General features: G+C 62.5%; 15 protein-coding genes. 12 read left to right on the plus strand and 3 right to left on the minus strand.

Annotated elements, in window-relative coordinates; translation table 11 throughout:
- The first annotated feature begins 19 nt into the window (after window positions 1-19).
- The 4 genes from AC1RHV_RS13305 to AC1RHV_RS13320 all read left to right on the plus strand — a co-directional run bounded on the left by AC1RHV_RS13305 (window position 20) and on the right by AC1RHV_RS13320 (window position 3,947).
- Entirely contained in the window at window positions 20-412 is a 393-nt protein-coding gene (locus AC1RHV_RS13305) for a Zn-ribbon domain-containing OB-fold protein (protein ID WP_192493078.1), read from the plus strand.
- Window positions 412-1,560: an acetyl-CoA acetyltransferase gene (locus AC1RHV_RS13310; protein ID WP_175213165.1), complete on the plus strand. Its 1,149-nt coding sequence runs from the start codon at window positions 412-414 to the stop codon at window positions 1,558-1,560. Before AC1RHV_RS13305 ends, AC1RHV_RS13310 begins: the two co-directional genes overlap by 1 nt.
- A 63-nt stretch (window positions 1,561-1,623) precedes the next feature.
- On the plus strand, window positions 1,624-2,787 hold the full coding sequence (locus AC1RHV_RS13315; protein ID WP_492301035.1) for an acyl-CoA dehydrogenase family protein: 1,164 nt from the start codon (window positions 1,624-1,626) through the stop codon (window positions 2,785-2,787).
- A complete protein-coding gene (locus AC1RHV_RS13320; RefSeq protein ID WP_175212877.1) occupies window positions 2,784-3,947 on the plus strand; it encodes an acyl-CoA dehydrogenase family protein in 1,164 nt (387 codons plus the stop codon). Before AC1RHV_RS13315 ends, AC1RHV_RS13320 begins: the two co-directional genes overlap by 4 nt.
- A 30-nt stretch (window positions 3,948-3,977) precedes the next feature.
- Here AC1RHV_RS13320 and gcvA read toward each other — a convergent pair whose 3' ends face one another.
- Entirely contained in the window at window positions 3,978-4,874 is an 897-nt protein-coding gene (gcvA, locus tag AC1RHV_RS13325; protein ID WP_175212876.1) for a transcriptional regulator GcvA, read from the minus strand.
- Between the two features lie 240 nt (window positions 4,875-5,114).
- Here gcvA and AC1RHV_RS13330 point away from each other — a divergent pair, with 240 nt between their 5' ends.
- From AC1RHV_RS13330 to AC1RHV_RS13365, 8 genes are all read left to right on the plus strand, one after another.
- Window positions 5,115-6,041, plus strand: a complete 927-nt coding sequence (locus AC1RHV_RS13330) for an SDR family NAD(P)-dependent oxidoreductase (RefSeq protein WP_192330743.1) — start codon at window positions 5,115-5,117, stop codon at window positions 6,039-6,041.
- A gap of 12 nt (window positions 6,042-6,053) precedes the next feature.
- Window positions 6,054-6,911, plus strand: coding sequence for a MaoC/PaaZ C-terminal domain-containing protein (locus AC1RHV_RS13335; RefSeq protein ID WP_492301037.1), 858 nt, complete (start codon window positions 6,054-6,056; stop codon window positions 6,909-6,911).
- Between the two features lie 68 nt (window positions 6,912-6,979).
- Window positions 6,980-7,921 (plus strand): SDR family oxidoreductase, encoded by a 942-nt coding sequence (locus tag AC1RHV_RS13340; protein WP_175213163.1) that lies wholly within the window; start codon window positions 6,980-6,982, stop codon window positions 7,919-7,921.
- 3 nt (window positions 7,922-7,924) lie between these two features.
- Window positions 7,925-8,788 carry a MaoC family dehydratase gene (locus tag AC1RHV_RS13345; RefSeq protein ID WP_460360531.1) on the plus strand — a complete coding sequence of 288 codons (864 nt, stop codon included), beginning with the start codon at window positions 7,925-7,927 and terminating at the stop codon, window positions 8,786-8,788.
- A complete protein-coding gene (locus AC1RHV_RS13350) occupies window positions 8,785-9,225 on the plus strand; it encodes a Zn-ribbon domain-containing OB-fold protein (RefSeq protein WP_175212873.1) in 441 nt (146 codons plus the stop codon). The genes AC1RHV_RS13345 and AC1RHV_RS13350 overlap by 4 nt, the downstream gene beginning before the upstream one ends.
- Complete coding sequence (locus tag AC1RHV_RS13355; RefSeq protein WP_492301040.1) at window positions 9,222-10,367, plus strand: thiolase C-terminal domain-containing protein; 1,146 nt, start codon at window positions 9,222-9,224, stop codon at window positions 10,365-10,367. The genes AC1RHV_RS13350 and AC1RHV_RS13355 overlap by 4 nt, the downstream gene beginning before the upstream one ends.
- Before the next feature lie 140 nt (window positions 10,368-10,507).
- The gene (locus tag AC1RHV_RS13360) at window positions 10,508-12,067 is read left to right on the plus strand and encodes an acyl-CoA synthetase (protein ID WP_492301042.1); all 1,560 of its coding nucleotides are present in this window, start codon (window positions 10,508-10,510) and stop codon (window positions 12,065-12,067) included.
- A 48-nt stretch (window positions 12,068-12,115) separates the two neighbouring features.
- A complete protein-coding gene (locus tag AC1RHV_RS13365) occupies window positions 12,116-12,385 on the plus strand; it encodes a CoA transferase (protein ID WP_370528717.1) in 270 nt (89 codons plus the stop codon).
- 48 nt (window positions 12,386-12,433) lie between these two features.
- On the opposite strand, the gene AC1RHV_RS13370 is transcribed toward AC1RHV_RS13365, so the two are convergent.
- Entirely contained in the window at window positions 12,434-13,462 is a 1,029-nt protein-coding gene (locus AC1RHV_RS13370) for a Bug family tripartite tricarboxylate transporter substrate binding protein (protein WP_225589253.1), read from the minus strand.
- Window positions 13,463-13,544: 82 nt separating this feature from the next.
- Complete coding sequence (locus AC1RHV_RS13375; RefSeq protein WP_175212869.1) at window positions 13,545-14,321, minus strand: enoyl-CoA hydratase/isomerase family protein; 777 nt, start codon at window positions 14,319-14,321, stop codon at window positions 13,545-13,547.
- Window positions 14,322-14,325 lie beyond the last annotated feature (4 nt).

The raw sequence follows: 14,325 nt of genomic DNA on the forward strand, positions 1-14,325 counted from the left end.
CACCCCATCGAGAATCTGCATGAAGAACAAGCTGCAGCAAGCGCCTCTGGCGATCTACAAGCATCACCTCAAGCAGGGGAAGCTTGCCTATCAATACAGTCCGCAGGCCGCACGCGCGGTCTTTTTCCCTCGGCTGATTTGTCCCTATTCCGGCTCGACGGATCTTGAGTGGCGCATCAGCGCTGGCCGAGGAACCGTGTACGCGACCACCGCGGTGTCGAACAAGGATGGATCGTCCCACAATGTCGCCCTGATCGACCTGGACGAGGGGTTTCGCATGATGTCGCGGGTCGACGGCATGGAGCCCATGGAGGTTCAGATCGGGTTGCGGGTCGAAGTCAGGTTTGTCGAAGAAGGCGATGCGGAAGAACCGCTGCCGGTGTTTGTCGCGCTACGCAAGGAGGATGCGTGATGATGGGTCGAGCCAGTGCGGCAATCGTGGGTGTGGCGGAATCGGATCTCGGTCACGTGGCGCAGGACATGACGCCCCTGGACTTGATGGCGCAAGGTATCGCGCGGGCGCTGGATGATTGCGGCCTGCAGCTCCACGACGTAGACGGCTTGTTCGGCGCGGCCACCCAGAGCCGGATGGTGACCTTGGCGCTGAAGGAGTACCTGGGCATCCAGCCGCGCTATGGGGATTCGACCTATCTTGGCGGTTCCTCTTTCATGACGCACGTGGCGCACGCGGCTGCGGCGATCGAGGCGGGGTTGTGCGAAGTGGCCGTCATCACCTATGGAAGCACGCAGCGCTCGGCCGGGCGCAGCAATGTGGGCGGACGGGAATCCAATCCCTACGAAACGCCGTATCGCCCCTTCATGCCGGCCAGCGCCTATGCCATGGCGGCGTCGCGTCACATGCATGATTACGGCACCACGCGCGAACAGCTCGCGGAAATCGCGGTCGCGGCCCGGAAATGGGCGCAGCTGAATCCAATGGCGTGGGAACAGGGCGACCTGTCGGTCAATGACGTGCTGAATGCGCGCATGGTCAGCTATCCGCTGACTATTCGCGACAGTTGCCTGGTGACCGATGGCGGGGGCGCGTTGGTGATGACGTCCGCTGCGCGCGCCCGGGATCTGCGCAAGCCGCCCGCGTATGTCCTTGGTTGCGGGGAAGCCTATAGCCATCAGTCGATCTCCAATATGGCCAACCTGACCGAGACAGCGGCCAAGCTATCCGGGGCCAAGGCTTATCAGATGGCCGGGCTGGGTCCCAGCGACGTAGATGTCATCGAACTCTATGACGCCTTCACCATCACCACCCTGCTGTTCCTCGAGGATCTCGGGTTTTGCGCGAAGGGTGAAGGCGGTCCCTTCGTGGCCGATGGCAAGCTGCGTCCAGGCGGCGTTCTGCCTACCAATACCAACGGCGGCGGCCTGTCGTACTGCCACCCGGGGATGTATGGCTTGTTTTTGTTGATCGAGGCGGCTCGCCAGATCCGCGGAGAATGTGGCGCGCGTCAAGTCAGCGGCTGCGACATCGCGCTTGCACATGGCAATGGCGGCGTGCTGTCGAGCCAGAGCACGGTGATCCTGGGTTCGGCTGCCGCGCTTTGACATGACCGTATCGGCTTGCGTCCGCATTGCATGAACGACCTATGAAGCGGTGGAGGAGTGCAGATGTTGACAGAAAGCGACGAAACCGAGTCCATTCTCAAGGCCTCCGTCGAGACCTTCATGCGGCAGGAGTCCGCCATGGAGCGGTTGCGGCAGGTGAAGCCGGGACGTCCCGCGCATGATCGGCAGGTATGGGCCAAGCTGGCGCGGCAGGGCTGGCTGGCCATGCGCCTGCCCGAGCAACTGGGCGGCAGTGGCCTGCAGGCAAGGCATGCGGGAGCCATTGCCGCAGTCTTTGGCCAGTTCCTGTTGCCCGAACCGTTTGTTGGCTGCGCGCTTTTGCCTGGCATGCTGGCTGCCAGTGCGAATCGGGCCGCAGCCTGGCACGACATCCTGGCTGCGTTGACGGATGGCGAGAAGGTCATCGCCGTGGCCTGGCAGGAGGATCCCCAGTCCCTGGATGTCTGTCCTGTACGCACCAATGCGGCGAACGGGCCAGCCGGCCTGCTCATCAGCGGCGTCAAAGCCGGTGTGGTCGGAGCGGCAATGGCCGACGACTTCCTGGTGACTGCTCGCCTGGAAGGTCAACCGGTCCTGGTGGCGGTGGCGCGATCCGCGCCCGGCGTTCGTGTGGAGACGGTGACTACCAGCGATGGGGCGTCGCTGGGAACCGTGTACCTGGAGAATGCGCCGGCGCAGGGCGCGGTGCTGTTTGAAGGCGAGGCCTTGCTCCAGGCATTGGCGAGGGCGCTGGATGAGGCATTGCTCGCCGTGGCCGCCCAGCTCGACGGAATGGCGCAGGCCGCCTTTGAAATAGCGCTCGACTACATGCGGACCAGAGAGCAGTTCGGGCAGAAGATCGGCAGTTTTCAAAGCCTGCAACATGTGGCCGTGGATCTGAAAGTGCAGCACCGGCTCGCGGCAGCCTCTTACCTGTCAGCGTTGCAGAAGCTGGAGGCTGCAGGCGATGTAGCTCGGCATCCCGCGGCGGTCTGCGCCGCCATCTCCGCAGCCAAGGCCCGGGCGTCCGATTCGGCGCTAGCCACGGCCCGGTTCGGCGTGCAGGTACACGGTGCAATCGGCTTTGCCATGGAGGCGGATATCGGCCTGTACATGAAGAGCGCGCTCAGGGCCTCGGCATGGCTGGGTAATGGCGCCCAGCACCGGCGGCGCGTCAGCCTGTTGTTGCAGGAGCAGGCCAGCGCCGCTCGAGGAGCAGACGCATGAGCAGAAACGATTTCAACACGCTTTCCGACGAGGCCTTTCGAGCAAGATTCCGCAGCTGGATTGCGCAGAACTATCCCTCAGATCTGCGCAATCCACTGAAGCGCCTGACCGGCAAGGCCGCCAGGACCTGGCTGCAAAGCCAGTTGCGGGATGGATGGCGCGCTCCGGGCCTGCCCGCCGAATATGGCGGAATGGGATTGTCGATGCGCAAACAGCTGATCTACCAGGAGGAGCTCGAGCGCTTCGGCGTGGCCCGTCCCATCGACCATGGTCTGCGACTTCTTGCGCCGGTGCTCATCCGCTATGGCACCGAGGAGCAGAAGGCTTATTACCTGCCGCGCATCCTGTCTTGCGCGGACATGTGGTGCCAGGGCTACTCGGAGCCGAACGCGGGTTCGGACCTTGCCAATCTGAAGACAGCAGCCGTTCTTGAGGGCGATCGCTATGTGGTCAACGGCCAGAAGATCTGGACTACCCTGGCCACCGACGCCAACATGATTTTCATGCTGGTGCGGACCAGCGTGCAGCCCAGGAAGCAGCAAGGCATCACTTTTCTGCTCGCCGACCTCAACACGCCGGGTATCGAGATCCGGCCGATCCGCACGCTGGCCGGAGACGAGCATTTCTGCGAAGTGTTTTTCAAGGACGTGGCGGTACCGGCGGAAAACGTCGTCGGACGCGTGGATGAAGGCTGGTCGGTCGCCAAGGCGCTGCTCGGCTTCGAACGCTTCAGCCACGGCTCGCCGGAGCTGGTCCGCTACGCATTGACCGTGCTGCGCGACACGGCGGCTGCCGTCGGCGCGTCGTCATCGACAAGCTATCTTGAGCTTCATGGGCGTCACGCGAGTGACGTGGCGGATGCATGCGCGTTGTATGAATTGAGTTGCGAGGCCGCCATTCGGGGCAATGAGCCTGATGATTCCGATCATGATTTCATGATGTTGAAATTGTTCAACGCCGAGCTTCTGCAACGCCTCACGGAGTCCATACAGGAACTTGCAGGCCACTATGGCGGAGTCATCGGAGCCGCGCCCGGAATCGGCCTCAAGGAAGACCTGGAATGGCTCTACATGATCGCGCGGCCCGTCACGATTTTCGGCGGAACTGCGCAAGTGCAACGCAATATTCTCGCGCGGCGTGCGCTCGGTCTGCCTGCTTAGATTGATGAAATCATCGCGCGAAAAAACGCGTCATTCGCGCGCGGCAGTCTCCATCAGCCAGTTGCGGAATGCCGCTACGTGGTGGCCGTCCTCGGCATGGTTGGGGCGTAGCAGGTAGTAGCCCAGCCCCCGCGAGAAAGGCTGTGCGAACGGGCGCACGAGCTGCTTGGTAAGCAGCTCCTGTGAAAGCATCGCGGTTTGGCCTACTGCGATTCCCAGGCCATCGACAGCAGCCTGGTAGGTCAGCACCGAACTGCTGAAAGTCATGCGTTCCGCGCCTTCCGCGGCCGCTGTCAGTCCCGTGCTTTCAAGCCACTCGTTCCAGTCCGTGCGGCGATAGTGGCTGACCAGCAGGCGCTGCGTCAACAGCTTGGAGGGGGACTCCCCGGCCGCCAGGTGCTGCTGCAGGAATTTTGGCGAGCACACAGGCTCGACGTTGTCCAGGAACAGCAGATCGGTCTGCATGTTGGGCCATTTGCCGTTTCCGAATTGGATGGCCACATCCACGTCGTCCCGATCGAAATTCACTTCGGGAACGGCGATGCTCAAGGAAAGTTCGATGTCGGGGCGCAGGGCCTGGAACGCCGGAAGACGCGGAATCAGCCAGCGTACCGCGAACGTCATGTAGGTGCGCACGCGCACGGTTTGACCCTCGCGCTTCCTGACCAACTCCTCCGTGGCCGTTGCGATCGTGGCGAAGGCCTGTACCACCTTGTCCGCGTAAATCTTGCCTTCGCGGGTGAGGTGCACGCCGTGCCGGCTGCGGTTGAAAAGGGGTACGCCGAGGTAGTCCTCGATCAGCGCGATCTGTCTGCTGACGGCGGACTGCGTGACATGCAGCTCTTTGGAAGCCTTCGTGAGGTTCTCATGTCGCGCTACTGCCTCGAAGGTGCGTAGCGGATTCAGAGGGGGAATTCGACGGCCCATTTTTTGAGTTCCCTGTAGGGCGTTGATATTCCCGCAAATCATAGCTCAGCGAGCGATTGGAAGTACGCATGATCTGCAAAGAGGACGCAGAATATCGCTCAGTTTCTTGATCCGCGTGCAGCCATAAAAGCGCGAGATATGAATTAAAGGTGCGCAAGGAAATCGCCGCAATCTCTCAGCGGTTCCTGTGTGGATTTCCCGCGCGTCCATGACCAACCGAACAAATTGTTGGAGCATTCAATGAAGGCTAGTGGCTTGATGGAAGGCAAGGTGGTGGTCGTGACCGGCGCGGGGGGCGGCATCGGCAAGGAAGTGGCGTTGGCAATGGCGCGCGAAGGTGCCAAGGTCGTGGTCAACGACCTCGACGTTTCCCTTTCTGGCGAAGCGGGCGGCGGTACGCCGGCCGGCGCCGTGGTGGAGGAAATTCGCGCTCAAGGCGGACAAGCCGTGGCAGACGGACACAGCGTCGCTGAATGGAACTCGGCGGCCGCCATCATCGAGAAGGCAGTTGCCACCTTTGGCCGCATCGATGCCGTGGTGAACAGCGCCGGCATTCTGAGGGACTCCATCTTTCACAAGATGAGCGCCGAAGACTTCGAGCTGGTCCTGCGTGTGCATCTGTTCGGCTCGTTCAACATGAGCCGGGCGGCAGCGGCTCATTTCCGCGAACAAGGCAGCGGCGCGCTGGTTCACATGACATCAACGGCGGGTCTGATCGGATCCATCGGGCAGGCAAACTATGCGGCCGCAAAAATGGGAATCGTCGGGCTGTCGCGCTCGATCTCGCTGGACATGGCGAGGTATGGCGTGCGTTCGAACTGCATCGCGCCCCACGCATTCAGCCGCATGATCGAAAGCGTGCCGGGACTGTCGCCCGAAGAGCAGGAACGCAATCTCGCCAAGCGCCGCGCCATGACGCGGGCGGACCAGATCGCTCCGCTTGCGGTCTACCTCTGCTCAGAGGCTGCCAAGGAGGTATCAGGCCAGATATTCGGCGCACGTGGCAACGAGATCTATCTGTATGGTCAGCCGCGGCCGGTACGAACCTTGCATCGGGCGGACGGTTGGACGCCGGAGCGCCTGGCGCAGACCCTGGCGCCGGCCTTCCGCTCGAGCTTCACGCCGCCGGAACGCACACGCGACGTTTTCGGGTGGGAAGCAATCTGACAGGAGCTTCCCATGCCGTTGAACTTCGAGACCGTCCGTGATTGGCGCTTCGAGCCGCCGAATCAGCGCTACGACCAGCGCGAAACCATGCTGTACGCGCTTAGCCTGGGATTCGGAACGGATCCGCTGGACGAACAGGAACTGCCTTTCGTTTATGAACGGGACCTGCTGGCGGTGCCTACCATGGCGTCCGTGCTGTGCCACCTGGGCCCATGGGCAAGCGACCCGCGAACCGGCATGACGCGCGAGAAGATCGTGCATGGCGCGCAACGCATCGAGTTCCACGCGCCCTTGCCCAGCCATGGAGCGTTAAGCGCGCAAGCGCGCGTTGTCGGCATCGAGGACAAAGGCGTCGACAAGGGCGCTCTCGTTCATGTCCAGCGCACGCTGGTGGACCAAGCCACGGGCCAGGAGCTGGCGACCATTCTGCATAGTTCCTACTGCCGTGCGGACGGCGGCTTCGGTGCGTCGTATGGCAGCCCGGTTGCGCCGCATGCTGTCCCGCAGCGCAGCCCCGACATGGTGGTGGATTTGGCTACCGCACCCAACGCCGCGCTGCTCTACCGCCTCAATGTCGATCGCAATCCGCTGCATGTTGATCCCGCCGTTGCGCGCAGGGCGGGATTCGATCGCCCCATCCTGCACGGCCTGTGCACCTACGGCATGGCAATGCGCGCGTTGCTGAAAGGGCCGCTGCGCTACGAAGTAGAGCGAGTGAAATCCTTCGAGGCCAGGTTTTCTTCCGTGGTCTTTCCCGGAGAAACACTGGGCTTCGAGTTCTGGCGACACGACAACGTCGTGAGCTTTCAGGCTTTTTCCCGCGATCGGGGCAAGCGCGTACTGGAGCATGGGTGCGCCGTGCTCAATTGAACAATGGCTGGCACTCCAGGTCTTGGAGCTGTCGCATGCCGATGATTCCCAAAAACAAGGAGATGACGATGCAAAAGCAATGCGAGGGTCGGATTGTGGTTATCACTGGCGCCGGGCGCGGTCTTGGCCGCCAGTACGCGCTCGAGTTCGCGCGTCAGGGCGCCAAGGTCGTGGTGAACGATCTCGGTTCGGCCCGCGACGGTAATGGCGGCGCCACGGGACCGGCCGAGGAGGTAGTGGCCGAGATTCGCGCGTTTGGTGGTGTCGCGGTGGCGAATACGGACGATGTTGCGGACTGGGAGGGCGCGCGTCGCCTGATCGACACGGCGATACGCGAGTTTGGCGGGCTGGACGTTCTGGTCAACAACGCAGGCATCCTACGCGACAAGACCCTCGCCAACATGGAAGAACAAGACTGGGACGCCGTGATCCGCGTTCACCTGCGCGGCACCTTTGCTCCGGCGCGTCATGCGGCCGCCTACTGGCGCGACGAATCCAAGGCGGGACGCCCGCGCGTCGCACGCATGATCAATACCAGCTCGTCCTCGGGCCTGTATTGCAATCCTGGCCAAAGCAACTACGGCGCCGCCAAGGCGGGCATCACGTCGATGTCGGTGATTGCGTCTCGCGAGCTCGAGCGCTACGGCGTGACGGTCAACGTCATCTATCCGACTGCGATGAGCCGGCTGACCGAAGACATCTTCGCCAAGAAGCTGGGCGCAGGCGCCGTGAAGGCGGCCGGCGAGTTCGATCCGCTCGACGCCGCCAACGTGGCGCCGTTGATTGCGTGGCTGGGCAGCACGGAATCCAGCGGCATTACGGGACGGGTGTTCGGCGTGCGCGGCGGGCGCATCACCGTGGCTGAAGGTTGGCGCGCCGGCCCGCGCATCGAAAAGGAAGGTCGCTGGCATACGGAGGAACTGGGAGCGCTGATTCCTGACCTGGTCCGCCGCGCCGCACCCAATGCCCTCACCACCGGCGAGATTCCCGCCCCGCCTGAAGGAGTCTAAGTCATGGCGCTAGACCTCAATGCAGTGGGGCGTTCTGGCGGTACGGCGGAAGTGAGTTGGACCCACCGCGACGCCCTGCTCTATGCAATTGGCGTGGGCGCGGGCCAAGACGACGCGCTACAAGAGCTTGCATTCACCACGGAGAACTCGGCAGGCGTGTCCCAGCGCCTGCTTCCGACCTATGCCGTAGTGATTGTGCAGAACGCCGGTCTCAGGCCGGATCTGGGAGCGATCGACCGTACCAAGGTGGTCCATGCCGAACAGGCCTTCGAGGTGCATCGTCCCCTGCCTGTGGAGGGACGGGTGCGCGTCACCAATCGGGTGACGGCCATCGAGGACAAAGGTTCCGGCGCGCTGGTTCGTAATGAAGCCCAGGCCGTCGATGCGGTCTCGGGCGAATTGCTCATCACCTGCGCCTCGGCAGCCTTCCTGCGTGGCGAAGGCGGCTTCGGCGGCGAACGTAAATCCGCCCAGTCCTCCCCGATGCCCGAGCGGGTTGCGGATGCCGTGCTCACGGCTGGCACCCGACCCGATCAGGCGCTGCTGTACCGTCTCAGCGGAGACCGCAATCCTTTGCACAGCGATCCAACGTTTGCCGCCAAGGGAGGATTCCCCCGCCCAATCCTGCACGGCCTGTGCACCTACGGAATCACCGGAAGACTGCTGCTCCATGCGTTCTGCGGCAGCGACCCGGACCGGATGCGTTCGATGTCGGCACGCTTCACGCGCCCCGTCATGCCCGGAGAGACGTTGTCGGTGCACGCCTGGCAGGAGGCTGGGGACGTCCGTTTCCGTACGTTTGACGGGGCCGGGGAGATCGTGATCGACCATGGCCTGATGAAGGTCCGCCAGGAGGCGCAGCAATGAACACAAAGAATTCATCGCGGCCCAAGGCAGCGCCCGTTCCCACGCCGACCACCCTGCCCTTTTGGGAAGGAACGAGGGCAGGAGAGCTGCGGCTGCAGCGTTGCGGCAGCTGCCATGCCCACCATCTTTATCCACGCACGCGCTGCCCCGCTTGCGGCGCTGACGCACTGACCTGGGTCCGCGCAAGCGGACGGGGCAGCCTGCACTCCTACGTCATCAGCCACCTGGCTGCGCCGGGTTGGGAAAACGAGGTCCCCTACGTGATCGCCGTCGTGAAGCTGGAAGAGGGGCCCAGGATGCTGTCGAATCTCGTGGGCGTGCCCGCCGACCCTCAGGCGCTGCCTCTGGATATGCCGCTCGAAGTTGTGTTCGAGACCCGCGGGGAAGAGGTCCTTCCCTTGTTCCGACCGACCAATACCAAAGGAGGCGCGTCATGACGGGCCCCGTAATCGCCATTGCCGGCGCCGCCGAGACTGAACTCGGCGCCTTGCCGCAACTTTCCGAACTGGACCTGCGGGCGGATGCTGCCCATCGAGCGCTAGCGGATGCCGGCCTGACGCTGGCCGACGTCGACGGGATCACCAGCGCGGGCGACTCGCCGATTGAAGTCGCGCATTACCTGGGCGTGACGCCCAAGTGGTACGACGGCACGTCTGTGGGGGGATGTTCCTTCCTGATCCACCTGCGGCATGCGGCGGCTGCCATTCGCGCCGGTTATTGCTCGACCGTGCTGGTATTGCACGGAGAATCGGGACGTTCGCGCGTAGGGAAAGCACTGAACCGGCGTCCTCCGTATTCGATGAACGGGCAGTTCGAACTGCCTTACGGTGTATCGGCGCCGCCCAATATGTTCACCTTGCCTGCGTTGCGTTTCATGCATGAAACCGGCGCTACGCACGAGCAATTGGCGGAAGTTGTGGTGGCGCAAAGTCACTGGGCCAACGGTAACCCGCGCGCAAGCCGGAACAAGTTGTTGACGGTCGAAGACGTGATGGCCTCGCCCATGATCGCCTATCCTTTCCACAAGCTCGAATGCTGCGTGGTGACCGACGGCGGCGGCGCGTTGGTGGTGACCACGGCTGAGCGCGCGCGCAATTTGCGTCGCGCTGATTCCCCGGTCTATCTGCTCGGTTCGGGCGAGGCTTGCGACAGTCCCTTGGTGTCGATGATGGATGACATGACTTCGTCGAAGGGATTTCGGATCTCCAGCCGCGCGGCCTTTGCCGAGGCCGGCATCAGCCATGCTGACGTCGATCACCTGATGATTTATGACGCGTTCGCGCACTTGCCCCTGTATGGCCTGGAAGACATGGGATTCGTCGGCCGTGGTGAAGCAGGCGCCTTCATTGCGGAAGGCAATACTCGGCCTGGCGGGCGTCTGCCGCTGAACACGAACGGCGGCGGCATCCTGTACACGCACACTGGCATGTACGGCATGTTCGCGATCCAGGAGGCGGTCAGGCAATTGCGAGGCGAGGCGTTCCGTCAGTTGGACAAGGTGCGGACCAGCGTGGTCCAGGGCGTGGGTGGCATGTTCACCGCGGCGGCTACGTTGGTGCTGTCCAACCAGTCGCCTTGAGGACCAAGATATTTGAAATCTTTATGAGTCCCGCAGGCCGTGATGCATAGCTGGCGGGACATGGTCCTGGGCCGCTTCGAGAATCGCGGCGCCCGACATCACCAGTTTAGGCAAGGCAGTTGCCAAGGAGACAGATCAGTATGGAGAATCCGCGCTATCTCGGCGATCACGCCGCTTTGACGCCGGACAAGCCGGCCGTCATCAACGGGACCACCGGCGAGGTGCTGAGTTTTCGGGAGCTCGATGAACGTTCAAATCGCTTCGCGCAGTACCTGTACGCCTTGGGCCTGCGGCGCGGAGATCACATCGCGATGCTGCTCGAGAACAACGCCCGTTGTTTCGAGATCTGCTGGGCGGCGTTGCGTTCGGGCCTGCTGATCACGCCGATCAATCGATTCCTGAGCGTTGACGAGGCTGTCTATCTGATTGCCGATTGCGAAGCGCAGGTCGTCGTCAGCTCGCTCGCCATGAGCGAATTGGCTGGGGCGCTGACCGAGCGTATGCCGGGCTGCCGTGCGCGCCTGATGATCGATGGCGTTATCGAAGGCTGGGACGGTTACGAGGCAGCTGTGGCGCCCTTCCCGGCGCAGCGGCTCGAGGAAGAGTGGCTGGGCGCCACCATGCTCTACAGCTCAGGGACGACGGGGCGGCCCAAGGGCATCCTGCGTAATTTGCTCGAACGCAAAGTCAACGATGAACCTACGCCGCAGCGTAGCAGTCAGACCAAGCGCTACGGCTACTCCTGCGAAACCGTCTACTTGTCGCCCGCGCCGCTCTACCATGCCGCTCCACTGGGGTTTGCGCTCAACGTTCAGTTCGAGGGCGGCACCGTGGTATTCATGGAAAAGTTCGACGAGAAAGAGGCGCTCGCTCTGATAGCGCGGCACCGGGTCACACACAGTCAGTGGGTGCCGACCATGTTCATCCGCATGTTGAAGCTGCCCGAAGCGGAGCGCCAGGCGTTCGATCTGTCGAGCCACCGCGTGGCAATCCATGCCGCCGCACCGTGTCCCGTCGAGGTAAAGCGTCAGATGATCGCGTGGTGGGGGCCCATTCTGAACGAGTACTACGGGGCGACAGAAGGCAACGGCACCACGTCGATTGATAGCGAGGAATGGCTGACCCATCCTGGTTCGGTGGGCCGGGCGGCAACAGGAGTCCTTCATATCTGTGACGAGACTGGCAATGAGCTGCCGGTCGGAGAAACCGGCCTGGTCTACTTCGAGCGGGACGAGCTGCCTTTCCGTTACCACAACGATCCTGAAAAGACGCGCGCCGCGCAGCATCCGCGCCATCCGACCTGGACGGCTATCGGCGACATCGGGCATGTGGATGCCGACGGCTACCTGTATCTCACGGACCGCAAGGCCTTCATGATCATCTCCGGAGGCGTCAACATCTATCCACAGGCCATAGAAGACGCGTTGCAGATGCACCCCAGCGTTGGCGATGTCGCAGTGATCGGTGTGCCGAATCCGGAGATGGGCGAAGAGGTCAAGGCCATTATTGAACCGGCCGCCGGCGTAGCGCCGTCGGAAATGCTGGTCGATGAGCTGCTTGCACTATGCCGCCAAAAAGTGGCGCGCTACATGGTGCCGAGGTCGATCGAATTCGTTGAGAAATTGCCGCGCCTGCCTACCGGGAAGCTATACAAGCAAGCCCTGCGTGAGAAGTATTGGCCAAAGCCCTCCGCCAATTAGCGGTGTCCCAGGGAAGCCGCAGTACGTGAGCGTCTGGCAGACTGGTACGTGAAGATCAGGGTCCGAAATACTCGCCCGCTTTCGCACCAGGCCGGCGCAGTCCTGGGGGCTGAGGTAATCGCCGTCGAAGGCGCCGAGGCGGCTGGGGAAAGCGGCTCTGCCGCTGTGGCCAAGCTGCTCAATCGGGGCAAACGGTCCATTGTGGCTGACCTGAAGACGTCAGAGGGGCCCGAGACGACCCGTGGCGAGCATGGCGAGGTGATTCTTGCCGTGTTGGAGGGCGCCGCAGCCCTCAACGTCTGGCGCACGCTGTCGTGACCCCCGACGGCCAACGGCCCGCTTATGCCCGCCGTTGGCCGCCAAGAATCATTCCACCGTTACTCCAGTCTCGGCCGTCAGCTTGAGGACGATAGGGAGATAGGCGTTGTACTCGGCCTGGGCCTCATGGGGCAGGTTTCCGATGGGTTCCAGGTCCATCCCAAGCAGTCGTTGCCTGACCTCTGGAGTCTTCACCGCAGCGCTGACTTCACGGCCCAGGCGCTCGATGATCTCCGGAGGCGTTTTGGCTGGAGCAAGCACCGTGGTTGGCGTGGAGACGTGGAAAGCCGTGCTGTCATAACCCTCCTCTGCCACGGTGGGGACATCCGAGAACGCGCCGATTCTTTTGCTGCCCAGGATGGCAAGGGCCCGAATCTGGCCGGAAGCGATGTGCTGCTTGAGCGAGGAAACCGAAGCGACGGCAATGTTGATCTGACCGGCAAGCAAATCCGTCACGATAGGCAATTCGCCCTTGTACGGCACGTTCAGGATGTCGATGCCATATGTCTTGTTCATATAGTGCTGAATGATCTGTGGCGAGGACCCCGGCCCCCACGACCCTATTCGCAGCGTACCAGGGTGCTTTTTTGCGTAGGCTATCAGCTCGTCGATGGTATTTACCGGCAGCGACTTGTGGACAACGATCACGGCCGAGCTCTTGGAGACATCGGAGATCTGCTGCAACTCGGTGCGAGGGTCGTAGGGCAGCTTTTTGTAAAGAACCAAGTTCGCACTGAGCGGGGTTGCGATGGTCAGCAGCAAGGTGTATCCGTCCGGAGCGGACTTGGCGGCGGTATTGGTGCCGATGATTCCGCCTGCGCCAGGCTTGTTCTCGACGAGTACAGGCTGCCCAAGGCGCTTGCCCAGACCTTCGGCAACCGCGCGCGCGACATTATCGATCTGTCCGCCAGCCTGATAGGGCACGATCATCCGCAGCGGCCTGGACGGATAATCGGTCTGGGCGTACAGGGAAAAGGGCAGAATTGCCAAGGCGGCGGCAGTCCATCCGATCCGTTTGGCCTTCATGGCCAGCATAGGCATGGCGGCCTTCCGGCGCCAGGAAGTGCGATAAAGCATGGTTTGTCTCCTCGCGCCGGTCAGAGCCGGCGCAGTATTGGTTTTTCCTGCAATACGTTGCCAAGACTGCAATGCGCAGTCTCTAGCGTCCGATGAAACGAGGCGGCCTCTTTTCGTTGAAAGCGGCGATGCCTTCCTTGAAGTCCTGCGTTTGGTGAATCTGCGGCTGGATCATGGCTTCGAGATCGAGGAATTGGTCCAGGCTGGGCGATAGCGAAAAGTGGAACATCTTCTTTGCCATCGCCAATGCGTAGGTAGGCTGAGTCGCCAGCGTTTGCGCCAGTTGGTCCGCGGCGGATTCAAGTTCGCCGTCCGGCACTACGCGCGTGATCAGATCCATCTCGGCAGCCTCTTGGGCTGAGAAGGAGCTTGCGGTGAATACGAGCTCGCGCGCGCGCGCCAGCCCGATCAGGCGTGACAGGAAGAACACCGCGCCGGAATCGGGCGCCAGGCCGCGGCGCGCGAAAATGCAGGAGAAGCTGGCCGTCTCGGACGCGATCACCAGGTCGCAGGCCAGCATCATGCTCAAACCGATGCCCACGGCTGAACCGCGCACGGCAGCGATCACGGGTTTTTCTATGGTGTAGAGATTGCGGATGAGCGCGTGCGCATTGTGTTGAAGGTTGTTGCGCGACCCCTTGACGTCGCGCACTGCCAGTTTCGCGACGTCGGCGCCAGCGCAAAAGCTGTCGCCCGCGCCGGTGAGAACGACGACCCGCACTTCGTCGTCGCGGTTGGCATTGGTGAAAGCGTCGGCCAGGTCCTGACGCATGTTGTTGGCGAGCGCATTCTTGCGCTCCGGCCGATTGAGGGTGATGCGTGCGACCGCCCCTGCTTTTTGATATTCGATCTCGGCCATGATT

This window comes from Achromobacter sp. GW823-FHT04E03, from assembly GCF_058796095.1.

Excerpts from the sequence above, each read along its gene's own strand:
- AC1RHV_RS13335 (WP_492301037.1), top strand. The coding sequence starts at position 6,054 with ATGCCGTTGAACTTCGAGACCGTCCGTGATTGGCGCTTCGAGCCGCCG.
- AC1RHV_RS13305 (WP_192493078.1), top strand. The coding sequence starts at position 20 with ATGAAGAACAAGCTGCAGCAAGCGCCTCTGGCGATCTACAAGCATCAC.
- AC1RHV_RS13360 (WP_492301042.1), top strand. The coding sequence starts at position 10,508 with ATGGAGAATCCGCGCTATCTCGGCGATCACGCCGCTTTGACGCCGGAC.
- AC1RHV_RS13350 (WP_175212873.1), top strand. The coding sequence starts at position 8,785 with ATGAACACAAAGAATTCATCGCGGCCCAAGGCAGCGCCCGTTCCCACG.
- AC1RHV_RS13355 (WP_492301040.1), top strand. The coding sequence starts at position 9,222 with ATGACGGGCCCCGTAATCGCCATTGCCGGCGCCGCCGAGACTGAACTC.
- AC1RHV_RS13310 (WP_175213165.1), top strand. The coding sequence starts at position 412 with ATGATGGGTCGAGCCAGTGCGGCAATCGTGGGTGTGGCGGAATCGGAT.
- AC1RHV_RS13320 (WP_175212877.1), top strand. The coding sequence starts at position 2,784 with ATGAGCAGAAACGATTTCAACACGCTTTCCGACGAGGCCTTTCGAGCA.
- AC1RHV_RS13340 (WP_175213163.1), top strand. The coding sequence starts at position 6,980 with ATGCAAAAGCAATGCGAGGGTCGGATTGTGGTTATCACTGGCGCCGGG.
- AC1RHV_RS13375 (WP_175212869.1), bottom strand. The coding sequence starts at position 14,321 with ATGGCCGAGATCGAATATCAAAAAGCAGGGGCGGTCGCACGCATCACC.
- gcvA (WP_175212876.1), bottom strand. The coding sequence starts at position 4,874 with ATGGGCCGTCGAATTCCCCCTCTGAATCCGCTACGCACCTTCGAGGCA.
- AC1RHV_RS13345 (WP_460360531.1), top strand. The coding sequence starts at position 7,925 with ATGGCGCTAGACCTCAATGCAGTGGGGCGTTCTGGCGGTACGGCGGAA.
- AC1RHV_RS13315 (WP_492301035.1), top strand. The coding sequence starts at position 1,624 with ATGTTGACAGAAAGCGACGAAACCGAGTCCATTCTCAAGGCCTCCGTC.
- AC1RHV_RS13370 (WP_225589253.1), bottom strand. The coding sequence starts at position 13,462 with ATGCTTTATCGCACTTCCTGGCGCCGGAAGGCCGCCATGCCTATGCTG.
- AC1RHV_RS13330 (WP_192330743.1), top strand. The coding sequence starts at position 5,115 with ATGAAGGCTAGTGGCTTGATGGAAGGCAAGGTGGTGGTCGTGACCGGC.